Origin of the sequence: Mesorhizobium sp. M0208 (assembly GCF_040322015.1) — a bacterium.
GTDB lineage: Bacteria > Pseudomonadota > Alphaproteobacteria > Rhizobiales > Rhizobiaceae > Mesorhizobium.
The window spans coordinates 1-23,706 of record NZ_JAMYSP010000012.1; the positions used below are offsets into that span (position 1 = coordinate 1).

Below are 23,706 nucleotides of genomic sequence, written 5' to 3' on the forward strand. Positions count from 1 at the left end.
GGGGCACGGGATGACAAAGCGGCGCCAATGGCGTGAACAGTTCGGCGTTCAAGACATGGCAAGACGAAGATTGACAGCACGTTGCGGTTGAGGAGCTGGCAAAACGCAGGCTGTGTGCAAGCGAAGGCGGGTTGGCCACGCTTTTCCAGCGACCTTCCTCTTTTCCAACCCGACAACGACTGACTTACCTGTTTTCTGACGCAGCCGGAGACGGAGGCACTCAGTTCATACAGCCGTAAATTACCGGCGTCATCGTCCGTGCAACGCTACAGGGAATGCTCGACAGCATTGTAATGCCATTCCGCCGACGCGGCCATGGCTTCAATGAACGCGAGTTTGACGGTAGCGACTAAGCAACCGAACCGTGGCGCCAATGACCTTCTGAGCTTCCTCCCATTTCGGAAGATCTCGTTCCCCAACACGCGTGGCGATCGCGGCCAGTATCCAACCTACGCAGCTGATGTCTTCGGCAGCCTTCAGTTTCTCATGCTGCAGGATGCAAGCTTCAATGCCCGGTCGGGGCGGAGACCCGGGCGTAGTACGCTCAGCGATTAGCTGCAGACCGGCGTCGTAGGCGGCGCAAATTTTAATTCTATCGCCCCTTTCCGATTTCATCACCACATTCGCCCAAAGGGCCAACTCAGTTAAAAGATCGGTTACTTCATCTCTCATTAAAAACTGCCGCTGTTTTCTTCATGAAACGAAATTCCACGATCCAGATAGCGCGTGGCCCGGACAATGAGCGAGGTATTTTCGGGGTTTGTTGTTATCGAGCGAACCACTCCTTCTAAGCTTGCCGAGAATGTTAGTCAAAACGCTCAGTTTGCTCGGCAGGATCGCCGTCTAGACACAGCGGGCAAACATACGCATGCGGTTTCGTTACCACCAAGACCACCGATGGCTTGTGGCAGCGATCACAGGCAAAATCCCGGTGTGCAGTAGGCCAAACGTCATTTTCTATCTTTAGAGCACGGAGCCCCATCGTTTGGCAGCCGTCATCTTGCTGCCAGCCGGCGGAGGGCGCTGGGCTGGCACAGTGGTCTCGGGTTTAATGCGGAGGTATGGGAAAGAGAGGCTCTCCCGGCTCACTGCGCCAGCAATGGTATCGGCACTCACAGGGGCGTCCCAGGTTGATTGGTGGCCCGTAGCGAGAAGACTCGATCGGGCGAGTTTGGCTGATTACTCGCATTCTGGCCGCCGAATTCAAGAATAGTGTTGCCCTTGAGATAACTCTTCGCGCTTGAGTTGCACGTATGCAACAGTCACTACCGACCTGCGAGGAGCGGAAAATTCCGAAACCTTGTCGGCGCCGCGAGAGGCCCCTTATTTGAAATCGCGTCTTGGCTTGCGACCTGGATGCCTCGCGCGAATATGCCGGTCTGATGGTACAGGCGAAGGCGACTGGTAAAGCGATCGGCAAGGCCGAAGGTTACGTCGCCGCCACAGCCGCTGCTCGCGAGTTCTTGTTCGTGGGCACGATCGGCATCGGGCGGGCCAGACCAAGATCGGCATGGCCAATCTCGCCTACAATCTCACCCGCCCGTATGGCACCAGGGGCGAACTGCGCCCGCATGACGACGAAGGCGGCGCAAACCGCCACCGCGATGCCAAAATCGGCAATCTCAACAACCAACTCCGAAGCGATCGCCGTCATCAGTCCACGCAGAAATCAGCGCGGCCCTACCGGTCCGCGAAACGCCGGTAGTACGAGGTGCCCAGGTGGCTGGAGGCCATTCCTATGAAGGCAAAGCCTGACCCTATTCGTGATATTCTGAAGCGCCTGCAGTGGTGCTGGGTCACGTTCGCTTCCCGCGCGATCTTGGCCGTCCATCAACCACGGCGCGTCCTTAGTTCCTCAATATTCACGACACTGTCGAAAATATACCCCGCGCCGCGCTCGGTGCGGATATACTGCGGGCGCGGCGCCTTATCCTGCCCCAACTTACGGCGAAGGCGGACGATAAGAACATCGATGCTGCGGTAGTAGACCTCCTGATCATAGACACGGGTCGCCATCAGAAGCTGCTCACGTGAAAGGACCCGACCTGGGTTCTTGAGAAAGGCCATCAGGAGGTTGAACTCGCCGGCGGTGAGTTTGACGTCAGGATCCGTTCCCCGGCGCAAGCTCCGACGCTTGGTGCTAACTCGCCAGTCATCGAAACGGTAGATGGTGTTTCGGTCACGCTCCGGCCGCTGGCGCATAGCGGCGCGCACGCGGGCGCGGAACTCCGTAAGCCCGAAGGGCATAGTAATGTAGTCGCGAGCGCCGGTTTCGAGGCCAATCACCTTGTCGGCCTCATCTACGAAGTCACCGCTGATGATGATGATCGGAAGATCCCTCTTGGCACCAAAATCTCGAACGAACTGCAAACCGTCCTCTCGGCCGTAGCTCAGGTCGACAATTGCTAGATCAATCGCTTCAGAAGCCATATTGCTGGCGGCCTGCTGGCGGTTTTCGACCGCTCTGATGTTAAACTCATGCTTAGACAAGAAGCCCATAAGCGGTTCTCTCGTCAACGCGTCCTGACCGACAATGAGAATGTTCTTCATGGTCACTTCCTGTTGACTGCAGCTTGGGCTGCCGGGGGGCGGTAACAGTCAAATTAGTGACGCTCAGCAGGTGGGACAATCTTCTTCAGGCGTATTGCGGAATAGCGCAGACAAATAGGTCCTATGCGGAGTTCCTGCTGCGCAACAGTGCCCCCAAAGCCTGCTAGTTTTTGATGGATTGTCCGTCCTCTGCGACCACTCGTTCGGCAGACCGGGTTTATCCCCGCTGAGATTCGTATCACTCCGGTCCTCTGGCACCATCACTGGAGCGCTTTTGCACCCAAATTCCTCTCCCGGTGGCTCCAATTCAGTTCAGCTTTGTTTCAATTTAAATCGCTGAAAAGTTGACATTCGTATGGATTCGTCGAGATTTATTGATCAGACGCAGAACTCGCCTTGATGTTAATGCCACTGTCTACAGGAAACTCCTGATGCCCAACCTTTTATCTAATTCCAATCTCCTTTCTAGACCCATGCTATCCTTTCTTTTGAACTTGCATGTCTTATTGTGCAGATCGCTCAGGGGGCGGAGCTTTCATGAACGGCGGGATGTCCGAGAGCAGGAGAGTGGAGATGAGTAGACTGGTCGTAGTCTCAAACAGGGTTTCGCTGCCCGACGAGCATGGTTCCCCGCCGCCAGGCGGGATGGCGATTGCGCTGAGCGCTGCGCTCCGGCGAAGGCACGGCCTATGGATGGGCTGGTCGGGGAAGGTGAAAGCCGGGGAGGACCCGTCAGGGCCGATCTCACGCCGGGAGGCCGGCGGGATCAATTATGCGCTTACCGATCTCTCGCAGACAGATTTGGACGACTATTACTACGGCTTTGCCAACCGGGTTCTTTGGCCGGTTTTCCACTGCCGAGTCGACCTCGCCGAGTATTCCGAAGCACGAATGTCCGGATATCAGCGCGTCAACCGACTGTTTGCAAAGCTGTTGCAGCCGCTCATCAGCGACGACGACGTCATATGGGTGCACGACTATCACCTGATCCCGCTTGCGAAAGAACTGCGGAACCTCGGCTGCGGCAATAAGATCGGCTTCTTCCTGCACATTCCGTGGCCGGCCGCGGACATCCTCTTCACCGTACCGCACTATGATGATTTGCTACGCGGGCTTTCGTGCTATGACCTCGTCGGCTTTCATACCGATGACGATCTTAGTAACTTCGCCGAATGCTTGCGCCGTCAGGGGTTACCGGACCCCATCACAAACGGTGTGTGCCAAGCCTATGGACGTGTGTTTCGCTGCGGCGTTTTTCCGATCGGCATCGACACGGCCGAGTTCGAACGACTGGCCGAGCAGGCGGCGCGCAGCGAGACTCTGCAGGAGCCCTCTCAGAGGATTCCCGGTTGTAAAGTCGCGATCGGCGTCGACCGCCTCGACTATTCGAAGGGCATCGAGAAGCGCATCGTCGCGTTTGACCGCTTCCTGCGGAGCAACGACCACCGCATCGGCAAGACGCAACTGCTGCAGATCACACCGAAATCCCGCACGGAAATACCGGCATATCTGGCGATGCAAAAGGACGTCGCCGAGCGGGTGGGGCGCGTTGATGGCGAACTCGGAACGATCGATTGGATGCCCGTTCACTACATCAACCGGTCCGTTGGACCCAGCGAGCTCGCCGGTCTATACCGCATGGCACGCGTCGGCCTGGTCACGCCGCTCCGCGACGGCATGAACCTTGTAGCTAAGGAATATGTCGCCGCACAGGACCCACAGAATCCAGGTGTTCTCGTGCTTTCGCGTTTTGCCGGCGCAGCCAGAGAGCTAGGCGGAGCGATCCTCGTCAATCCCTACGATCCGGAAGCGACGGCGAGGGCCATCGAAGAAGCCCTGGACATGCAGTTAGATGAGCGGATCGATCGTTGGCGTGCGATGATCGGCCGGCTCCGCGAATACAACGTCTATCGCTGGTGCGACGACTTTCTGTTAGGCCTGGATCAGCGCTGAGCTTTGCCGCGTTCCTGGGCCTAGCTTCGCCAGCATGAGGCTGACCGCGACCAAGTGAATCAGGCAGCATTTCGGCCTCGCTGAGCGATGCCGAATGTGCTGACGCTTAGCGCGAGCACACCGCTTACTAAGACAAGAGGAGAAGGCCGTGGATGAGCTCGCTTGCAGTCGCGAAACTTCAAAAAAGCGGGCGCAGCCGTTTGTCGCGGAACCTCGCGCCACACGGCAGCGGCAAATGCTGGCGTCGATTGACCTGAACTTGCTGTTTGCTCTCGAAGCGCTGCTGGAACACCGCAACGTCACGCATGCGGCTCGACACGTGGGCTTGAGCCAGCCCTCGATGAGCCGAGCGTTGAGGAGGCTGCGTGGCATTTTCAACGACGATCTTTTGGTTCGCGGCTCCATGGGCCTGGTTCCGACCCCGCAGGCCCAACGCTTGAGCCGAATGCTGCCGCCGGTGCTGGATGCGATCCGCGGGATAGTGAACGGCAGTCTTGCCCAAGCCAATTGGCGATCGAAGGCGATAATGGCGATGCCCGATCATCAAGGACTGGTCCTGCTGCCGCGGCTCCTGCCCCGGCTGCGCCAGCACGCGCCTCATCTGGACGTCGTCATCGATCCGCTTCTCTCCGGCGCGATGCGGCGGCTTGAGCTAGGCGAGATCGATTTGGCTATAGGGCAGATTAGCGCCTCGCCGCCCGGATACTTGAGGCGCAGCCTCTACTCCGACCGGTTTGCCTGCCTGCTGCGCCACGACCATCCAGCCCTGGCGCGGGAATGGACAATCGAGAGCTTCGCGGCCTTGCGCCACGCAGCCATTGCCTTGGACTCCAAAGACGGCTTCGGCCGGGTGCATGACGAACTGGTCAAGTTAGATCTCCAGGGTCGCGATCCGGTGCTGGTTTCCAACATCTTGACGGCCGCGTTGGCGATCGCGGCGACCGATCTGCTGTTGATTGTACCACGCCGCGTCGCGACCAGGATCGCCGCCTTGCTGCCGCTAGCGATTATGGATCCGCCTGTGCAATTGACACCCTATGAAGTCGCGCTGATTTGGCACGAGCGTTCCCATCGCGACCCGGAGCATCGTTGGCTGCGCCACGAGATCGCCGTCGCCGCGGCGGCGGGAACAGAGCAAAATATCCCAACTGGGAAGGCAAGTGACTGATGAGTCGCCTAGGCAAGAAACGTGATCCGAATCCGGGGCTATCGTCAGGATATGACGGAAAAAGTTTATTGCCCTGCTCGCCCGTTGGGAGGGGAAGCTGGCTCTGCTGTGCCAGCGCATTGAAACCGTGCCGGTTTCGACAATTTGAAGCGAGGCAACAGGGCCAGACGAGAAGGTATCATACGCCCAGCCATCTATATACAGGCCAAAAACCGCCTCTCTTCGACCGCCATTCGGCCGCGCCAAGCCTTCCACAGGCCAGCTTCCCATGGTGTCTGTGAGGTGCCTGCATGCTGGCAGCATATCTTGGCTCGGACCCCGAAGCATGCAAGTCCTTGGCACTAATCGCGAGTTCTCTGAGGCAGATCGATATCCTTGATCACCGTTTATTGCGGGCAGGGCGCTCCGCGCAGATCGTCATCGTCGATTGTCGCGAACCGATTCACGACAAGCACGGGCGTGCGAAGCTCTCGCCCGAACCTGTCAAACTGGCTCTGGTTCTGGAAGAGAGCCTGGATCGACAAGCGGTCTTCTCCAACGGGTATTCCGATTACCTGTTGTGGCCGCTCACCGAGCAGGAAGTTCTGCGCAGACTTACCGCCTGCATCGTTCAGTTCGCGCAGCGTTCTACCCCGCCTTTCTTCTCAGCCGATCCGATCGTTCAGAATTCATGCAGTCTGCTGGCGCAGCGGGTCGATCAGCAGATCACCCGCGTCGAATTGGCGCGAATGGTAGGGACCAACAGGACAACGCTCACCACCCGTTTCGAGACATCGTTTGGCTGCGGGCCAATGACTTGGCTACGGCGCTACCGGATGACGGAGGCTGCTGACCGGTTGCGTAACGGGCATGAAAGCATCGCCAAGGTCGCCGAATCCTTCAGCTACGAGAACAGCAACAACTTCTCCACAGCCTTCAAGGCGTTTCATGGCCTCTCGCCACTGCGCTATCGCAAAATGATACGGCGCAGAGAAAAGCCTGTCTAACGCAAAGGTGGGGGCCGGAGCGAATTGGTATAAGGCGACGCGGGCACGCAAAGATCATCTCATCTCCGAGGCGTTTCCGCGCTTTGGGCACCTTAAGCTCTCGACCAACGCTCATGTCTCACAGCAGGAGGATAAAGCATGTCGAACGCATTTTCAGTGAATGTTCAAGAGCATGAACAGCGCTATTCCAAAGAACACTATGAGGCGGCGTCCGCATTTTTCTACGCCAAGCCCCTTGTTTTGGCCCAGTTAGATGCTGCGCCCCCCAGTGACGACACGATCGCCAACGCTCAAGGGACAGTGCAGTTTCACCTCATCGGCCAAAAAACCGAAGATCCGACGTACAGCGGCACCCTCAATGAGAATCAGGACAATCTACTGGCAATAGGAGGAATTATTAACGACTACATGCATACCCATTATGCGAACATCGATGCACAGAAGCTTGATATCAACACATGGACCGATGTTGTTGGCAACATTCCAGATCTCTCTATGGGCAGGCAAAAACTGAAGAGTTTTTCAAAAAAGGTGGCCGGGACGTCGGTCTCAGCTACTTTCCTCTCGCTGATTGCCAAGGCGATCATTACCGACGGGGCATCGTTGCTGCTGGATTTCCAGTCCTTCCTTACAGAAATGGGGAATCTCACCTTCAGTGCAAACGGCAAGGCGCAGCGATACAAGGCGCTGACATGCACCTACCAGAGCTACCTTCTCGATAATGGGGCAGGCGGATATTACGACTACGGAGCAATCGTTCTGCGGCAGATCGAGTTCAAAGAGCACTTCCTCGAGCTGAAATCCTCTTGTTCGTCGACCCACTACGTCCGCGTCGACATGGACTATGCCGAGGTCACCAATCTCGTTCAGACCCGTCGGATCCGCAAAGGCGGCCCCGATCACGAAAACTTCCAGGAGCTTGTGAATAAGAACTCCACCGACCAGTTCAAGAAGGCCAAGAACTTTTTCAACGGTGGCTCGACGCCGCAACAAGACATCAAGCCGCAGGTCTGATCGTCAGGCCTTTGATCGCGAAAGCAGCGCACCCAACCAATAGCCTGGATTTGGACGAACGTCGCCCGCATCATGGATGCGATAGAGCGGTCCGGTAAGCCCTTGCGAACTACCGATGCTCTGTCGCGCCCCCGGTGCCGGCGAACTCCGGTCCCGCTTCCATAGGGAAGCAGACATGAACCCATTCGCAAAAACAGCTGCGGGCCTTTTCCTGGTGATCGGCCCGCAGAGCAGCCAACCGCTCGAGGCGGAGAGGATTTGCTCTGCCATGGTCCAGAAACTATTCGAAGACCAAACCCGGACTCTGGATTCTCGAGCATGGCAGAATGCCGCGCAAATGGTACCGAACCAGGTGGAAACCGCCACGACTTCAAGAACGCTAAACCGCACGATGGACGTGGCGGAATTGCCCAGTGCCTTTGCGTCAATTTGCGCGAATGCCGCCGACGGCAATGAAGCTGGCGTCGGTCTGGCAAAGGCAATCCGTAGCTATCTGAGCAAACACGGCGAACCGACGGCGTTCAATTGCCTCGTCCTAGATCAATCCGACTCCGCGGAAGTCCGTCTATCTTTACCCTGCCTTGCCGTGGTCGAAGTTGGAAGCGCTGACAGTCTCGCCATCACCTCGATATCGCTCTCCGCATCGCTGAACCTGTCAAACGAGCAAACGCAATCCACTATCGCGCAGGTTTTCGGCCGTTTCAGCTCGCCGAGCGACTCACCGTACTACCTGCGCTTGTTCTCCAGCCGGCGGTCCCACAGTCAGAGACGTAGCGACATTCTGCAATAGACCCAAGGGCAAACAGAGGAATAGCTGATTGCGTCTGCGCCGCGTTGGTGGCTGCGGGAAATGACATCAAAAGGCTGCGCGAAGAAATAGCGTGGGAGGGCGAGGTGACCGTATAAACTGCGCATTTTCCATACAATTTCGGCCTTCGGGGAGACGGACTATGCACGATATTATCGACGTCCCGCAGAACGTCGGCGATTTTGCTGTGTGCTTGGCAGAATCTGGCGTCAATACAGTAATCCGGTACTACAACCATCGGAATAGTACACCATTTCCCTCAAAATGTCTGACAGGGGAGGAACTCGCCGCCCTTCATGGTGCTGGAATATCGGTAGCTGTGGCCTTCGAGCAGCGGGGTGGCGCGGGCGGCAATATCAGAGACTTGCATGGTGCGGCTGGAGAGCGAGACTCCGGTCGTGCGCTTGATCTGGCCGCCGCGTTGGGACAGCCCGAAGGCTCCGGAATCTATTTTGCAGTCGATTGGGACTACCACACACCACAGCATCTTGCACGAATAGCACCCTACTTCAGGAGTGTGCGGAATGCGTTGGCTGGCCGTTATCTCGTTGGCGTTTACGGATCGGGCACGGTCGGACACCACATGAAGCGCCAGGGGCTGGTGGACCATATATGGCTCTCTGGCTCGTTGGGATGGTCCGGAACGAGACAAGCGCTCAAGCAGGGGGATTGGTCGCTTTTCCAAAAGTTTATGGAAAAGCGTTCCGAGATCGGGGGCTTCGGATACGATGGAAATGTCGTCAATCCGGCCCTTGAAAACTTTGGTCAATTTGGGCCGGCAGGTACTCTCCCCTCTCGCGACGCGAAGGAACGTCTGCGTTGTTCAAAGTTGCTGCGCGAGGAGCGCTAAATCTTCGCTCCCGGCCGGGCAAGAGCTTTCGCATGGTCGATTCCTCCCGAACGGTACAAGGCACGCCCACGCCTTGTCACGCACCGGAAGCTTCTCCCGCTGCGTCTTCGTCATCGATATCCCGGCATCGTTCATCCCTTCACAAACCGCTTGCCTTACGGCGCCATAATGGAAAGAGGATTATGAAAGGCTCCGCACCTGTATTCTCGTGGACACCCTCGGCCTTCCATAAACGACCGTTTGCGAAAGGAACCAGAGTGCTGATCGGCTACGCCCGCGTGAGCAGAGGCGACGACCAGTCGAACACGGCGCAGGCCAGGGCGCTCGCCGATGCCAGGTGCAAGCGTATCCTCAAGGAGGAGGCCTCCGGCGGTCGCTGGGAGCGGCCGGAATTGCACAGGATGCTTGATCATTTGAGGGAGAGCGACACTGTCGTCGTCTGGAAGCTCGACCGTCTGTCTCGCTCACTCAAGGACGTTCTCACGATCATGGAGCGGATCGAAGCCACCAGCGCCGGTTTCCGCTCGCTGACAGAAGCGATCGACACGACGACAAGCCGGCCAGTGCCGGAACCGAGCGGCGCCGATCGTGCTGGTGAAGCGCCGTGACAGCTGCGGCGTTGCGGCGGGCGTGGCGCCGCAGCACGAGCGGCTCGGTTTCATGCTGCCCTACACGCCGTTGCATCATCTCTTGCTGCGGGCGCTGGACGGTCCGGTGGTGATGACCTCCGGCAATCGCTCGGGCGAGCCGCAATGCACGGACAATGACGAGGCGCGGCAGGAGCTTGCCGGGATCGCCGACTTCTGGCTGATGCACGACTGCGAGATTGTCAACCGGCTCGACGACAGCGTGGTGCGATTCGACGGGCACGGCATTTCGGTGTTGCGGCGCGCGCGGCTTCGCGCCGGAGCCGCTGGCGCTGCTCGGGCTTCGATGGCCCGGTCAGGGCGCTGGCTGCGGGCGGCGATCTAAAGGCCGCGTTCTGCCTGGCGGGCGACGGCAACGCGCTGCTGTCGCAGCATCTCGGCGACCTCGACGAGCTGAAGAACCAGAACGCGTGGAGGCAGGCGTTGGGGCTGTATCGAAGCCTGTTCGACACGAAGCCGGACCTCATTGTGGCCGACCGGAATCCGGGCTACCGTTCGACCCAGCTGATGTTACTCTGCCGGCGATGGTGATGAGGGTTTCGGCCAGGTGCTAAACATCATTGGCCGCTTCCTGCGCAGTCGTCGAACGTACGCGGGGCCGAACGTCTTCCCCCCACGGGTCTTTCCAAATCGTCACGCTCAACCTGTCTCAAGGGAGATCGTTGTCATCTCCTGATGCCGAATGTCTCAATTTCCCAAGTTTGGCAAAATTGAATCGCAGACTTTTGCAGCGTGCGAAGGTCAAGCAGTTTTGCGACAGTAGCAAAGAGCCCGAAGCCATCATCCGGACTCGGTGCTCCAGAATATCGCCGCTAACGCCGGATGACGATAATCCCGGCCAGTGCGATGAGAATGATACCGAGCATGGAAGCCGCATCCAGACGTTCCGAGAACAGCACGACGCCCCATAGCACTGCGAAGGCTAGATATGAAAAGTCCCAAGTCGAGATGATCGAGGATGGTCCCAACTGGTAGGCGATGGCCGTGCCGACGCTGCCGATCAGCATCGTCATGCTCAAAAGCCCGATCAGCGCGCATTGGGTCCAGCCCATTGGAATCCACGCGCCCATGAACAGGCTTTGTCCACCCTCGCTCCCTGCCATCACGGTCGCCAAGCTAGCGCTGCCCCCGAGAACGATCGCTATCAGGTTGAAGATCAGCGCCAAAACGAAGGGGTTTTCGCCACGGCTCTTGGTGCGCGTCAGCACCATCGCCAGAGCGTAGAGAATTGCAGAAACCAGCGGCATCACGGCATGGATGCCAAGGTCGCCGGCCTGCGGCTTCTGCATGAGCAGCACACCGATGAAGCCGAGGGCGACTCCGACCCAACCTTGCACCCCGACAGGTTCCCTGATCCAGAAGGCCGCAAAAAGGGTAATGAACAGCGGGATCGTGTAATAGACCGCCGCCGCCATCGAGAAATCGAGGCGCGGTAGCGAAGCGTAATAGATCAGCAGGCTCGACAGAAGCAGGCTGCTTCGCACGATGGCCCAGCCAGGATAGGCTGGGCGCAACGACACCTGCGGAAAGCGCCATTTCAGGATCGAGATCAACAAGGGCAGCGTGACGCAGGACCGCAGGAAAATGAACTGGACAGCGGCATGTCCGAGATCGTGACCTTGATGATCGCATCCGCGATGGAAAGCGTCAGGTCCGTGAAAACCATCGCCGCAATGGCGATGCCCACCCTGTCCGCCTTGGGGGCCGTCTGACTGATCGACATTTTTCGCGTTCCCTGCTTCGGGTGCCGAGGCTACCGAGCCAAGAACGTTCCAACAATTCCGATCATACGGAAATTTTGTCCGTGTTATTGTACAATGAGCAACGACACGAGAGAGGATGCCTCGCTTTGTACAGCGTGGACGACATGATCCTTCTGGCCGAAGTCGCCGAAACGGGCAGTTTTACTCGCGCCGGGCGGCGGATCGGGATGCCCAAATCCACTGTCAGCCAGCGCATCGCCCAGCTTGAAGCACGTCTGGGGCTGCGGCTTCTCAATCGCTCCACCCGGCACGTAAGCCTCACCGGCAGCGGCCAGGTCTATCTCGAATACTGCCGCCGCGTTCGCGCTGAGGTCTCGGCCGCGGACATGGCGTTGACCAATCTCAAGGAACAGCCTGTCGGGACGCTGAAGATCACCTGCCCAGAGGTAACTGCCACCTATTTCATGCCGACCTTCCTGCACGGATTTACCACGCAGTTTCCCCGCATCGCCGTCGAACTGATCGCCACAAACCGGCATCTCGACGTCATCCGCGAGCGGGTTGATTTCGCTTCTCGCGTTGGCACGACCACAGGTCAGGACCTGATCGTGCGGCGTGTCTCCTCGATTAAACGGGTTCTCGTCGCCGCTCCAGCCTATCTGGCGGCTGGCAGTCCTCTTCAGGAACCGACCGATCTTCTAGATCGCCGCTGCCTGGTGCATGATGCGCAGCCCGAATGGGTGTTCTCGTCAGACGACACACCGATCGTCCTGCGGCCTCCGCCGGCTGCGACCTCGGATTCTATGGGGTTCCTGCTGCAATCCTGCATCGCGGGCGGCGGGGTCGCACTCCTTCCCGCTTACGTGTGCCAGCCGTCCGTGGCGGTCGGCCGCCTTGTGGAGTTGCTCCCGGGCTGGGAAATTCCACCCTATGAAATGATGCTGATCTTTCCCAACCTGAAGAACCAGTCCAAGGCGCAGGCCGCATTCCGCGATTATGTGAATACCTTCGACTTTTCAGCGTTTGCCGTTGGGCGATAACTAGAACTTCTCAAGTCCTACGGTCGCATTGTTCCGTGTCGTGGAATGTCTAACTGGATCGAAAGCCGGACCAGGCATGGACATGAGCCAGTTTGCAAAAAGCGCGGCAGCTTTGTTCCACGGCGTTTCTTTGAGCGAAACAAGATAGACGTTACCGGGGCGTTGATCTTCCCCAGGCAGGAGCTCAACCGGTTGGCCGCGGCGTACCTGTTCGCTCGCCGTGCCAATCCAACCCAACGCTATTCCGCTGCCAGCCAAGGCAGCCTGCCTCATCATGAGGTGGTTGTCGAACACAGGACCCGGCAGCCCCTTCCGACACGTTACCCCGAAGTGCTGGAACCATTGCTTCCAGTCGAACCACGTCTTGTCATCAACCCTGGCATGCTTCCTTTGGGGTTGCCCTTATAGTGGGGTAATCACAACAAAACTTGGTGCGGCGGTCAAGCCGTCAGAATGAGCTCGTTTAATCAAGCGCCAGCCTCCGGCTGCGGGAGAAAGGGAGTGCCGTGCCTCAGGACATCCGTGTCACCATCGTGCTGACGGCCGTATCGATGGCATTGGTCGTGGACGGTCCATGGTAACGATCATGGCCGGACCTTCAATTCATTCGGGCCACCGCACCCCTCTCGGGCGAGGCGGCGCATGAGGCAAGCCAGAAGGCATGGGTGGGCAAAAGCGGCTTACAGCACTACGAGCGCATGCTCCGCTCCGATGACTTCAACGAAGGTGCCGTCGCCTTTTCGGAAAAGCGCAATTCCGAGTTCAAGGGGAAGTAGCCATGGACGCGGTAACCACAACGCGCGCGGGTCGCATCCAGTTCATCGATCCGCGTCAGACCGAAATCCTGGGGAGGCCATGCTTCGCCGCCTTCGCGGACGTTGACGAGGCGCCGGATCTGGCGGTGCTTGGTGTCGGCCCCTAACGCGGCCGCTTCCGCAATGCCGACGCTTCTGGTGGCGCGCGGATGCCGACAGAGGAAGAGCGTGGGTGGGCTGCGGTGGCGGGTGAAGGTCCGGGAGAGAGTCTCCCGGCGCCCGCCGAGGAGCTCCAACCATGACACAGATGGAAATTCACACGCCCACCCGCAACGAGCGTGCCGGTTACAAGGTCGACGTCAGCCGCGGTCAGCGCATCGGCCGCGTGTCGTCAGAATGGTTCAACCGGCCGGCGGACGAGCGATACCTGTCGCTCACCGACCTTCGGAATTCGGTGAAGGCCCGGTCGGAGCGCAGCAAGACCCGCATCGTCGAGAGTGAGCTGATCCGCGCCGAGGCCAGCCGCGACGATCCGGAGCGCCTGAGGTTAATGCTGCCCGATGCGCCTGCCCCAGTTGCCCCCACGCATTGGAGTTTTGGCCAACTCGCCAGCCTGGTAGGTGCACCGGCCACCTATCTGCGCCAGCTTCCGTCCCCGCTCGCGGCGATCAACCTTCAGCACGGTCTCCTCAACCGCCGCGCCGAGCAGGTGAAGACGCTGGAAATCGAGAACGGACGCCTCGAGCTGCGAGCGGTTACAGGTCCGGACTATGGCAGGATTTTCGATGAAGAGCTGATCGCGGCCGTCCAAAAAATCGCCGGCAACGGTACCGGCGACACCCGCTGGAAGATTCCTGGCGTGCTCGACTGGTCAACCGGAATCTACAATCCGAATGTCGACATTTCCAATGCCACGACGACGCTCTATGCGTCCGACCGTGATGTCTTTGTCTTCCTCGTCGACGACCTGAATCCGATCGAAGCCGGCAAGCTGCCCGATGGCTCGCCCGACGTCTTTTTCAGGGGGTTTTATTGCTGGAACTCGGAGGTCGGCGCCCGCACGCTTGGAATCGCCAGCTTCTATCTACGTGCAGTGTGCCAGAATCGTTGCCTCTGGGGCGTGCAGGATTTCCAGGAAATCATTATCCGGCATTCCAAATATGCCGCCTCGCGTTTTGCCCTGGAAGCCGAGCCAGCGCTGATCCAGTTCGCGGAGTCTTCGCCCATGCCGTTCGTCAATGGCATCAAGGCTTCGCGGGAGCGTGTCGTCGCTCGGGACGACGAAGATCGCCAGAGGTTCCTGCGCAAGCGCGGCTTCTCCAAGGCGGAGACGACGAAGATCATCGATGCCGTGCTTTCGGAGGAAGGGCACCCGCCCGCCTCGATTTTCGACTTCGTGCAGGGCATTACACGGGTGGCGCGCGACAAGCCGCATCAGGATGTTCGCCTGGAGATGGAGGGCAAGGCCAAGAAGCTTCTCGATCTGGCAGCATGATACTGCAATGCTGCGCGCGGCGGGAGTAGGTAACGTCACCGGGCTGCTGATGCCGCCAGTTTCGAACATGTGCATCGCTGCGGCGCGCAGCACACGGCCTGCGCTGCAGGTCTGGCAAACACATCTCTCAGGTCTAAGTGTGCGCCGCACAAAATCGCAATGCTGCTATGCACAATTAATGTTTCTCGGCTGCGCGGAAGGGAGTAGTCTGTCGATATCGAGTTTCGTCCGGGTCACCTCCTCCCGACCTTGGCGATCAGGGGCGGCATTTATTCCTCCCGAATGCTGTCGTCCAAATCAAGCCCGCCGCACCTCCTCCCGCGGCGGGCTTTTTCGTTTGCGAGCGGCGGCTTCTGGCAGCCCGATTGCAGGAAACGAACGCGGAGGTCCGTCAGTCGGGGAGGTTGAACCGTTCGATGGTGATGGTACGCGCGACATCCACCGTAATCTCCAGCACTTCGTTCCATGCCTCCTCCCCACCGAGCTCGGAAAGGGCGAGATGAAAGAGCCTGTGCTGGAGATCGAGGCTCATCAGGCCAGGGGCGGTGTTGAAGGCGACCAGCCCGACATGCAGCTCCTCGCGGCGAGTAGAGGCCGCGAAAGTCGGTCGTGTTGTGCGTGACGAGCACATAGCCGTCATCGACCGCGCGCCGGGTCACCATATGGTCCTTGGCGCCGGCGAGGCCCAGCCAGCGCACATGGCTCGACTCTGGAAAACCCCGTTCGCGCGCCAGTTTCGCAAGCTCTGGGCTCAGGCATTCGTCGATCAGGAATTTCACGAAACGGCCGGCAGATCGTCGAGACGGATTGTGCGTTTCGATTTCGCCGCCGTGCTGCGCCACGCCGGCTTGACCGGCGGACGGCCACGCCGCGGATAGGCGAGCGCATAGTCGGCCGCGAGCCTGATCCGGTCGAGAGTCAGTTGCGGATAGGCGGCACGGATCGTCTCGGGAGTATCGCCATTGGCGAGCATGTCGGCAACGTCATGAACAAGCACGCGTGTTCCCACAAAGGCCGGCTGACCGCTAAGTACCGCTGGATCGCGCGCCACCATGGCCTTGGCTTTCCTCAGCCGGCTGAGGCCGGTCCTTACCCCGGCGGTGATCGGCTTCAGGTCGACCTTAAGCGGATCGTCCGCGACCACGGGCGCAGCATCATCGGCAATGGCGTGCTCGACGATCCGCCGCCGCGCGGCCGGCGTCAGCGTCTCCGCCGTCAGCCAGGCGAGGCGTAGGCCGACGAGACCCGCTCCGATGATGACGCGGCTGCCGCGGCGTGTCTCGACACGGCCGCGTAGCAATCCGGCATCGATGATGCGATGCACCTGCTTAAGCGGCACCTGCGTTACCGCCGCCGCTTCATTGGCGGTGAGCACTTCGGTACTAAACCCCGGCATGACAATAATCCTTCCACGTTCATGGAAGATATATAGTCACTCTGCCGTCCGCAGTCCAGCGAAGGTTTGCGGCAGGCGGCCGGCGCCGGTGTGAGGCCTGGAGGCAGATGGGGGAGGGGAGGTTCCTGACGGGCTTGGAGGTTCGGGGAGAGGCCCCGGGCCGCCCGTCATGGAGAACCTGACCATGGCAAAGAACGCCATTCAGAAGATCGCGATGAACGCCGCGGAGAACATTCCCTATGACAAGCTCAGGCTGTCGCAGAAGAATGTCCGGCGCATCAAGGACGGGGTGTCTATCGAGCAGCTCGCCGAGGACATCGGGCGGCGAAAGCTCATCCAGAGCCTGAACGTCCGTCCGATGCTCGACGGCGAGGGCGAGGAGACCGGCACGTTTGAGGTGCCGGCCGGCGGCCGGCGCTATCTCGCGCTCGGTATCCTCATCAAGCAAAAGCGCCTGGCAAAGAACGAGCCGATCCCCTGCATCGTTAACCGCAGGCAGGAGACCTCGGCCGAAGAGGACTCGCTTGCTGAAAACCTGCGGCGCACCGACCTGCACCCGCTCGACCAGTTCCGGGCCTTCAAGACGCTCAGCGATCGGGGCCTCGATCCGGAGGAGATTGGCGCCCGCTTCTTCGTATCGCCTGCGACGGTGAGGCAGCGCCTGCGGCTGGCATCGGTGTCGCCGAGGCTTCTCGGTCTCTACGGGAAGGACGAAATCCGGCTTGAGCAGATCATGGCGTTTTCGATCTCGGACGATCATGCACGTCAGGAGCAGGTCTGGGAACGGATTGCCAGCTCGCACATGCAGGAACCCTATTACATCAGGCGCCTGCTGACGGAGACCACGGTCCGAGCCGATGATCGCCGGGCCGTCTATGTCGGCGCCGAAACCTATGAAGCTGCCGGCGGCGTCATCCTGCGCGATCTCTTCGAGCAGGACTCCGGCGGCTGGTTCCAGGATGCGGCACTCCTCGAGCAGCTTGTCTTCGAGAGACTCAAGGTGGATGCCGAGGCAATCCGCGCCGAAGGTTGGAAGTGGGTCGAGGCGGCGATCAGCTTTCCCTACGGCCATACCTCCGGCATGCGGCGCATCTATGCCGAGCCGCAGGAGCTGAGCGCCGAGGAGATCGAACGCTACGACGCGCTCAAGGCCGAATACGACAAGCTCGACGCGGACTATGCCAAGGCCGAGGATGCCGACAAAGCGATCGAGGCGAAGCTCGACCAGCTGGGCGCAGAGCTCGACGCGATCGATGATCGTCCTCAAAGCTACGATCCCGCCCAGAAGGCCATCGCCGGTGTGTTCGTTACCCTTGCCGCGAACGGCAAGCTCCAGGTCGACGCCGGTTTCGTGCGGTCCGAGGACGAACCGCGGACCGAAACCGGCGATGTCGGTGAGGGCGAGGAGCAGGATGCTGAAGACGAAGCCAGATCCAATGGCGACGATGATGGCGATGGTGTTGTCGTCAACGGCAAGCCGGTGAATGACAGCGCTAGTGACGACGGCGAGGACGATGGCATCAAGCCGCTGCCCGATCGGCTCGTCTTCGACCTGACCGCGCAGCGGACGCTTGCACTGCGCAACGCGCTCGCCGGTGACGTCGACATCGCCTTCGTTGCCGCACTCCATGCCTTCGTCCTGCAGGTCTTCTATCGCTTCGCGCCGGACACGTGCCTGGAGATCAGCCTGAAGAGCGGCGGCTTCAGCCAGGTCGACGGTCTTGCCGAGACATCCTGGGCGAAGGAGATCGCCGAGCGCCATGAAGCCTGGGATCGCGATCTGCCCGATGAGGCGGATGGCCTGTGGAACTTCCTTCTCGGCCTCGACGAAGCAAGCCGCAACGCGCTGTTCGCGCACTGCGTCTCGCTGACCCTCAATGCGGTGGTCGAACCCTGGAACAGGCGACCGAAGGCGCTCAAGCATGCAGACGTGCTTGGCCGTTCCCTCCAGTTCGACATGGTCGACGCCGGCTGGACGCCTACGGTCGAGTTCCTCGGGCGGCTCACCAAGGCGCGGATTCTACAGGCAGTCCATGAAGCTCGTGGCGCAGACTCCGCGCAGCTGATCGACCACATGAAGAAGGACATCATGGCGCGTGAGGCCGCGCGTCTTCTCGAAGGGTCGAACTGGCTGCCCGAGCCGCTGCGTCTTGAGGTCGATGAAGTGGCTACCGATGCTGGCGACGCGGTCGCCGGCGATATGTCGGACGAGGCGGCTCGCGACGGCGATGCCGCCGAGCTGCCGGCCTTTCTCGCCGACGATGCGGATCCGTCCTCCGATGAGCCGGTGACCAGCGACGGCGACGAGGCGGACCACCTCCAGGCCGCTGAATAGTCGGCCTCACGCTCGCAGCGGGCCCGGCACTCCCGCCGGGCCCTTTTTCGTTTTCCGCATGGAGAAACCGCATGTCCGCACATATCGTGTACGAATCCGCTCCTCTGGGGAGCGTTATCCGGTACAGCGACGGCACCGCGAAACCGCCGGCTCGCTTCACCAAAAAACTTGCGGCCTGGGAAAGCCGCAACGGCGTCGGTCGCCTGGTCAGGAAGGAACCGCCGCGCGAGCGCGCGACCTATAGCTCGCCGGCCTACTTCACCCGCATGAGGGCGATTTCGATCAGGGCGGCATCATCGTCGTCTCGGTCAGGCGCACTTGGTCCGTCGAGAGTGACCTGGGTTTCGAGATCGTCGAGCGTCCCACGATCGGCATGGTCCGCGTCCTGCAGGAACGCGGCGACAGCCCGGAGCTGCTCTATCTCGCCAAGGATCGCGAGGCGGCCGAACGCTGGCTCGCCAACAACCAGTATGGTCGGGCCTATCTCGAGGAAGTCTCCGCGGGACGAGGTCGGCGCCGACGTCATTGAGGGCCGCGCGGCCGCCTGACCGTTCCACCATTTAACCCCACCCGATGACGGGCCCGGGATCGCGTGAGCGATCACGGGCCTGTTCATTTCGTGGAGATCGACATGTTCGACTGGAACAGAAGCTGCTCCTATGACGAGCAAGCAGAAGAGGCGTTTTCACACGACAGCGCGTTCACGGCTGAAGAAACTCGCCGCCGAACTAAACCTGCCATCGGGCTGCTTTGACCTGCGCTCAAACAAGGCGGGTATTGCCGTTTCCGGCGAAGTCACCCTGTACCATCACCGTACCTACATTCAGGTCGGCCAGTTTGGTTTGTCCTCAGGTCACGGCATCCTGATCCGCACCTGCAAGGGCCGCAAGGATTATGTCGGCGGGGCCAACCACTTCGTCGCGCTCGGCATGCTCGACGACATCCCGGCGCTCGCCGCCGTGCGTGCCATCACTGGGGTTGGTCGAGACGCTTCGCGTTCCTCCGAGCGACGTGCCGCCTGAACCCTGCAAACCCCATCATCGCCGGTGCACGCGCCGGCCGCGGGCTCGGCCAGTCGACAGCCACAACACCACCAAAACAGTTGCGACGACGCGGTTCATGCCACGCGTGGCCGACCCGCGTTTAGGAGAATCCCATGACCGCACATCCACCCTTCAGGAAGGTGCTCGACGGCGTCGCCACCCGCGAGCAGATGTTCCAACTGTTCAGCCGACACAAGGATACTCCCGGCATCGATCCGCTTTCCGGCACTCCCTATTCAGGCGAGTGGTTCCAGATCACCGCGTCAGAATATCACTTCATGCTCGGTTTGCTGCCGCCGCTCTTCATGCGCACCGGCATGTTCGGCATGTCGGAGTTCAAGGCCGGCAACGTGACCAGCGTATTCTTCACGATCCGGATCCGCGGCCGCGAACGCTGTTTTCATGGTTTTTGCGACCTCGGACCGGCAATCCCCGGACAAGATGCGCGCCGCCATCATCGCCCACCAGACCGGCGCGAGCGACAGCATGACCCGCGCGGAGAAGCTCGAGGCGATCTGGAACATGACCCCTGTCGAACTCAGGGGCATCGCCCGCAATGCAAATCCCGGAACCGGGTGGGCCGAACATCGCGGCAAACGCACGATTCTCATTAACGCCGGAAAGCATGATGCTGTCTTCAAGCTGCTCGATGATCTGTCGGATCTCGAGATTGACGAACTCCTGTCCTCCGCCCGATCAAGCCGGAACTCAAAGAAGGGAGGCGACGATAAAGGTCATCCCTGAGAGCTGCCGCTCGGAAGCGAAACGTCCCTATTAGCACGGTCCGCCTACTCCGCTGAAATGAGGCGCGTCGGATAGGCTATGCGGCGCGATGTCTATCGAGGAGGCGTACTATCGGACGCCGACGGGCGAGACGCTCTCGCACATTACGATCGCTTGCACGCAGCCCTATCGCTTTCCAAGATACCGTGACGGCAACCGACATTGCTCGATCAGTGCGTCGCCGCCGGCCGGCGCATTTTCACGGTATTTAAGGCCAGCACCGACCAGGTGCTCGTAGTCCAGCGAGCCACCTATCAGGGTCAGGCTTCAACTCGGATGATCCTTGTCACCTGATCACCGTGGGTAATCGCCCTTAGCGAAGCCGTGTGGCCGACTGGTTCGACGATATGATCGGCCAGTCACCGCGCAAAACTTCGGATCAGGACCTGCCGCGCAGGATGTATCCGGCATTGCGTAAGGCGCCGATGAAGAGGCTGGCCGGGCCGGCGATACTCGTCCTGGCCTGCATCGGTAGCGGCAGAGTGTTCCAGTCCTCCAAGGGAGCGATAAAGCTGGAGAAAGTGCCGTTGACCATGCAATGGCTGATCGCCGAGCCCTGCTTGTCCAGCGCCAGAATGCCTGTCTGGTTGCTTGGATATCGGACGGCGGCGATCCGCTGCATTTCCAAGTCGCCATCGATGCGCAAATCAAAAAGCAGGACGCCGTGGCTTCGGTTGGCAATTTCTGCGACTTTTTCCGTGAATCCAAGAGGAAGCGCACGGACGCTGTCGACCGCCATCCCGAAAACAATCGCGTCCAGCTCATCCGCCGCCATGAGAAGATTTGCTCCCAAGAAAATCAGGATTGCAATCGATGCAGTCGGTTGTGCACAGTCATCGGATGCGGACGGCTGTTAGTCCTTGTCCGTTTGCCCGGCGGCAACGAATGACGGCGTAGGCGGCGCTCGATGCAGGGGGGTTCTTTACCGAACCTGGAGCATGCGAGCCTCGTCAGCATGTCGAAATTTGTCAGCTGCCGGTGGATCGAGCGAAGTGGCGCCTGTGGATGGCGGGCATGGATAGGCTCTGAAGGTCGCGTCAAATGAGACCTCGGCTCGCAATAGACCGTTTGCGTCCCGGTGATCGAGCCAGTCCCCGAGGTCAGGGAAACCTCGCTTGCTCGTCGCTGGCCTTCTCCGATAAAGCTCGGCAAGAGCGATAAGATGCCTAGGCGCAGAATACTCGCTGACGCGAAACAGCGACTTGGCTGCAAGTCGTCCTCACATCAAGGAAGGGACTATGAAGCGCCAGATCCGGCCATTTATCGTGGAAGTCAAACAGAAGCGCCGCAAGCAAAAGCCAAGTCATTCGATCTGGGGTGCTCTCGACCTGTCCAAAATTGTCACCGAGATGACGCAGCTGTCTGATGGTGCTCAGTTGCCAGGTTCTGAGCTCATTGACTCCAGTATAAGACCCATCGATGCTGATGACGGTGACAATCCACAAGCGGAGCATATCATGGCCGATTCTCAGGAAGCTCAAACTGTTCAGACCACAGTGGCACCAGCCAAAGTGGAAGCCCCTGAAGCGAAGAAGAAAGTTCCGCGAGCAAGGAAAGCGAAGGCAGAGCTCGCCAAGCCGACCCGCAAGAACGGGGCGAGACCAGGGCCTCAGGCGGCTGAACCTGCGGTGGCGGTGCGGACCGCCCGGAAGACCTATTCTGAGAAGGAACGCGCCCAGAAGCTTGCCCAGATCGAGAAGTCGATCGCTGGGGGTGCGACCAGCAAGAGTGCGGTCAGCCAAGCCGGCATTTCGGAGCAGACCTATTATCAGTGGAAGAAGGTTGCAGCGCCAGCCGTAGATAGCGGCGATCTGAAGGACCTGCTCGCGCTCGAGGAAGAAAACAAGCGCCTTAAGAACCTGCTTGCTGACCGTCTGCGCAAGGAAAATGCCGAGCTCAAGAAGAAGCTGGGCCTGGGGTAAGACATACTGAGCCTCGTCGGAAATTCCGCCGACGCTCAGAGCGGCAACGGCGGCATATCGCCTTCGCCGACCCGCCACACCCAGAAGCCGATCTCCGGACGCGCGGCGATCATTTCGTCGAGCGAAGCCTCGAACGCTTCGTCCGCGCCGGCCGGGACGACAAAGAGTGCGGTCGGCTGCTGCCTGTCCTGGAGCAAAGCGTTGGCGATCGGGTGGTCGGTTTGCAGGTCGTAGCGCAATCCCTTCACGCTCTTCTCGCGAAGGCGGGCGAGCGCGTCAACGAGCCGCTTTTCCGAGACCGTCTCGAAAGGGATCCAGTTCTCGGATACCACCATTAATGCGACCTCCTCAACAACGGCGAGGCCGGCCGGGTTCAGTCCGAAGGTCGCGATCACTATCAGATGTGAGCTGGAATCCGCTCCCCACAGCGACAATTCTCTCTCGAAACGTGCCTGCAAACGCCGATGCAATGCATCGTCGATGACAAAGGAAAAGCCGGGCAAATGTCTGACGACAAGTTTCCGACCGGATCGGGCGGGCATGATTTCCTTCACTTCGCCGACCAGAACCAGTAGCTTTCGTGGGCCGGATTTTGGCGGGAGCGCCGTGCCGAAAACCGCGTTGCGACGTTGTTCGATCGCTTCCTTGTTCTCGGCGCGAAACGGCTCGGGCACAAACAGGATATCCGCGAGCGGTCCGCCCCTCACCGTCATTTGCCCGGCAGCCTCAAGCAGATGCCAGCGGACATTCCACCAATGTCGCTTGCCAGCCCATCGGGATGTCCAGACCGTCAATTCGGCCTCCTGCCACAGATAATGGAGCAGGCCACGCAGCGACATCCTCCTGGGGTCTCCAGTTACGCTGGCGGAGCTCTCGCCAGCAGGCGCGGATGCTGCCCGGCTCCCCGTCTTCGACAGGCTGAAATCGAGTTTCAAAGCCGCCAAGCCGCTTTGCGGATCGAGCTGTATCGCGCTGCCCATCAAGGCGCCCAGGCCGGACAGCTCGTAAGGCGATTCATATGAATCACAGGATGGATCATGCCCGCTGCCGCTCAGCGGCATGCGCTTGATCAGGTGAAGGTCGCCGATGCGGGCGATGTACATCGGGCAGCCCGGCTCGCGGCACAGGCATAGCGGACGCTCGGTGCGGCCATAGGCGTTCGCCAGCGCCGCCTGCAGGTCAGGCGCTCCCTCCTCGTAGACCTCACTGCCAATTCTGAACCGTCGCATCACCTCCGCAGCTCCAGGTCGCCGCCGCA

At 59.9% G+C, this 23,706-nt stretch carries 24 protein-coding genes and 3 pseudogenes; 17 read left to right on the forward strand and 10 right to left on the reverse strand.

The features are described 5' to 3' along the window. Positions 1-1,429: 1,429 nt before the first annotated feature. Complete coding sequence (locus tag NKJ17_RS14165; RefSeq protein WP_023722452.1) at positions 1,430-1,654, reverse strand: hypothetical protein; 225 nt, start codon at positions 1,652-1,654, stop codon at positions 1,430-1,432. 176 nt (positions 1,655-1,830) lie between these two features. Further along, positions 1,831-2,550 carry a winged helix-turn-helix domain-containing protein gene (locus NKJ17_RS14170; protein ID WP_352451776.1) on the reverse strand — a complete coding sequence of 240 codons (720 nt, stop codon included), beginning with the start codon at positions 2,548-2,550 and terminating at the stop codon, positions 1,831-1,833. Positions 2,551-3,123: 573 nt separating this feature from the next. Here NKJ17_RS14170 and NKJ17_RS14175 point away from each other — a divergent pair. The 9 genes from NKJ17_RS14175 (at position 3,124) to NKJ17_RS14215 (ending at position 10,507) form a co-directional block, all read left to right on the forward strand. After that, a complete protein-coding gene (locus NKJ17_RS14175; protein ID WP_031195136.1) occupies positions 3,124-4,503 on the forward strand; it encodes an alpha,alpha-trehalose-phosphate synthase (UDP-forming) in 1,380 nt (459 codons plus the stop codon). A gap of 235 nt (positions 4,504-4,738) precedes the next feature. After that, entirely contained in the window at positions 4,739-5,671 is a 933-nt protein-coding gene (locus tag NKJ17_RS14180; protein ID WP_352468594.1) for a LysR family transcriptional regulator, read from the forward strand. Positions 5,672-5,961: 290 nt separating this feature from the next. Then, positions 5,962-6,657 (forward strand): helix-turn-helix domain-containing protein, encoded by a 696-nt coding sequence (locus tag NKJ17_RS14185; RefSeq protein ID WP_352451774.1) that lies wholly within the window; start codon positions 5,962-5,964, stop codon positions 6,655-6,657. 138 nt (positions 6,658-6,795) lie between these two features. Beyond that, positions 6,796-7,671, forward strand: a complete 876-nt coding sequence (locus NKJ17_RS14190) for an Evf family palmitoylated virulence factor (protein ID WP_352496684.1) — start codon at positions 6,796-6,798, stop codon at positions 7,669-7,671. Positions 7,672-7,846: 175 nt separating this feature from the next. After that, complete coding sequence (locus NKJ17_RS14195) at positions 7,847-8,461, forward strand: glutamate acetyltransferase (protein ID WP_352689033.1); 615 nt, start codon at positions 7,847-7,849, stop codon at positions 8,459-8,461. 160 nt (positions 8,462-8,621) lie between these two features. Further along, positions 8,622-9,329 carry a DUF1906 domain-containing protein gene (locus tag NKJ17_RS14200; RefSeq protein ID WP_352689036.1) on the forward strand — a complete coding sequence of 236 codons (708 nt, stop codon included), beginning with the start codon at positions 8,622-8,624 and terminating at the stop codon, positions 9,327-9,329. 257 nt (positions 9,330-9,586) lie between these two features. Continuing rightward, positions 9,587-9,937 carry a recombinase family protein gene (locus tag NKJ17_RS14205; RefSeq protein ID WP_502906550.1) on the forward strand — a complete coding sequence of 117 codons (351 nt, stop codon included), beginning with the start codon at positions 9,587-9,589 and terminating at the stop codon, positions 9,935-9,937. Continuing rightward, entirely contained in the window at positions 9,918-10,301 is a 384-nt protein-coding gene (locus tag NKJ17_RS14210) for a Sua5/YciO/YrdC/YwlC family protein (protein ID WP_352689039.1), read from the forward strand. The genes NKJ17_RS14205 and NKJ17_RS14210 overlap by 20 nt, the downstream gene beginning before the upstream one ends. Positions 10,302-10,336: 35 nt before the next feature. Beyond that, positions 10,337-10,507, forward strand: coding sequence for a hypothetical protein (locus NKJ17_RS14215; RefSeq protein ID WP_502906552.1), 171 nt, complete (start codon positions 10,337-10,339; stop codon positions 10,505-10,507). A gap of 281 nt (positions 10,508-10,788) precedes the next feature. Here the strand turns inward: NKJ17_RS14215 and NKJ17_RS14220 are convergent, their stop codons facing one another. After that, on the reverse strand, positions 10,789-11,529 hold the full coding sequence (locus tag NKJ17_RS14220) for a DMT family transporter (protein ID WP_352689042.1): 741 nt from the start codon (positions 11,527-11,529) through the stop codon (positions 10,789-10,791). Beyond that, positions 11,526-11,699 (reverse strand): hypothetical protein, encoded by a 174-nt coding sequence (locus NKJ17_RS14225; protein ID WP_352689044.1) that lies wholly within the window; start codon positions 11,697-11,699, stop codon positions 11,526-11,528. The genes NKJ17_RS14220 and NKJ17_RS14225 overlap by 4 nt, the downstream gene beginning before the upstream one ends. 135 nt (positions 11,700-11,834) lie before the next feature. Between NKJ17_RS14225 and NKJ17_RS14230 the strand changes: the two genes are divergently transcribed. After that, positions 11,835-12,719: a LysR family transcriptional regulator gene (locus NKJ17_RS14230; protein ID WP_352689245.1), complete on the forward strand. Its 885-nt coding sequence runs from the start codon at positions 11,835-11,837 to the stop codon at positions 12,717-12,719. Here NKJ17_RS14230 and NKJ17_RS14235 read toward each other — a convergent pair. Next, a pseudogene (locus NKJ17_RS14235) lies at positions 12,720-13,073 on the reverse strand (LysR substrate-binding domain-containing protein); the annotation flags it as partial. Between the two features lie 424 nt (positions 13,074-13,497). Here NKJ17_RS14235 and NKJ17_RS14240 point away from each other — a divergent pair. Together NKJ17_RS14240 and NKJ17_RS14245 are read left to right on the forward strand one after the other, a co-directional pair. Then, entirely contained in the window at positions 13,498-13,641 is a 144-nt protein-coding gene (locus tag NKJ17_RS14240; protein ID WP_352689047.1) for a CoA-binding protein, read from the forward strand. A 131-nt stretch (positions 13,642-13,772) separates the two neighbouring features. After that, positions 13,773-14,969: a DUF932 domain-containing protein gene (locus NKJ17_RS14245; protein WP_352689049.1), complete on the forward strand. Its 1,197-nt coding sequence runs from the start codon at positions 13,773-13,775 to the stop codon at positions 14,967-14,969. A gap of 391 nt (positions 14,970-15,360) precedes the next feature. Here NKJ17_RS14245 and NKJ17_RS14250 read toward each other — a convergent pair whose 3' ends face one another. From NKJ17_RS14250 to NKJ17_RS14260, 3 genes and pseudogenes are all read right to left on the reverse strand, one after another. Beyond that, entirely contained in the window at positions 15,361-15,609 is a 249-nt protein-coding gene (locus tag NKJ17_RS14250; protein ID WP_352689253.1) for a hypothetical protein, read from the reverse strand. A 10-nt stretch (positions 15,610-15,619) separates the two neighbouring features. Beyond that, positions 15,620-15,811, reverse strand: a pseudogene (locus tag NKJ17_RS14255) (DUF5615 family PIN-like protein); the annotation flags it as partial. Next, positions 15,745-16,365 (reverse strand): DUF433 domain-containing protein, encoded by a 621-nt coding sequence (locus tag NKJ17_RS14260; RefSeq protein ID WP_352689052.1) that lies wholly within the window; start codon positions 16,363-16,365, stop codon positions 15,745-15,747. The gene NKJ17_RS14260 and the pseudogene NKJ17_RS14255, both read right to left, overlap by 67 nt. A gap of 184 nt (positions 16,366-16,549) precedes the next feature. On the opposite strand from NKJ17_RS14260, the gene NKJ17_RS14265 reads away from it, so the two are divergent. From NKJ17_RS14265 to NKJ17_RS14280, 4 genes and pseudogenes are all read left to right on the forward strand, one after another. Next, positions 16,550-18,700 carry a ParB/RepB/Spo0J family partition protein gene (locus NKJ17_RS14265; protein WP_352689055.1) on the forward strand — a complete coding sequence of 717 codons (2,151 nt, stop codon included), beginning with the start codon at positions 16,550-16,552 and terminating at the stop codon, positions 18,698-18,700. Between the two features lie 71 nt (positions 18,701-18,771). Beyond that, positions 18,772-19,248, forward strand: a pseudogene (locus NKJ17_RS14270) (UCP036055 family protein). Between the two features lie 111 nt (positions 19,249-19,359). Beyond that, positions 19,360-19,722 carry a hypothetical protein gene (locus NKJ17_RS14275; protein WP_352689058.1) on the forward strand — a complete coding sequence of 121 codons (363 nt, stop codon included), beginning with the start codon at positions 19,360-19,362 and terminating at the stop codon, positions 19,720-19,722. Positions 19,723-19,856: 134 nt separating this feature from the next. Continuing rightward, the gene (locus NKJ17_RS14280; RefSeq protein WP_352689061.1) at positions 19,857-20,357 is read left to right on the forward strand and encodes a DUF1419 domain-containing protein; all 501 of its coding nucleotides are present in this window, start codon (positions 19,857-19,859) and stop codon (positions 20,355-20,357) included. A gap of 548 nt (positions 20,358-20,905) precedes the next feature. Here the strand turns inward: NKJ17_RS14280 and NKJ17_RS14285 are convergent. Next, positions 20,906-21,301 carry a hypothetical protein gene (locus NKJ17_RS14285; RefSeq protein ID WP_352453160.1) on the reverse strand — a complete coding sequence of 132 codons (396 nt, stop codon included), beginning with the start codon at positions 21,299-21,301 and terminating at the stop codon, positions 20,906-20,908. Between the two features lie 463 nt (positions 21,302-21,764). Here NKJ17_RS14285 and NKJ17_RS14290 point away from each other — a divergent pair, with 463 nt between their 5' ends. Continuing rightward, positions 21,765-22,448: a transposase gene (locus NKJ17_RS14290; RefSeq protein ID WP_352689064.1), complete on the forward strand. Its 684-nt coding sequence runs from the start codon at positions 21,765-21,767 to the stop codon at positions 22,446-22,448. A 35-nt stretch (positions 22,449-22,483) separates the two neighbouring features. Here NKJ17_RS14290 and NKJ17_RS14295 read toward each other — a convergent pair whose 3' ends face one another. Continuing rightward, positions 22,484-23,677: a DUF1173 domain-containing protein gene (locus NKJ17_RS14295; RefSeq protein ID WP_352689067.1), complete on the reverse strand. Its 1,194-nt coding sequence runs from the start codon at positions 23,675-23,677 to the stop codon at positions 22,484-22,486. Positions 23,678-23,706: the final 29 nt, after the last annotated feature.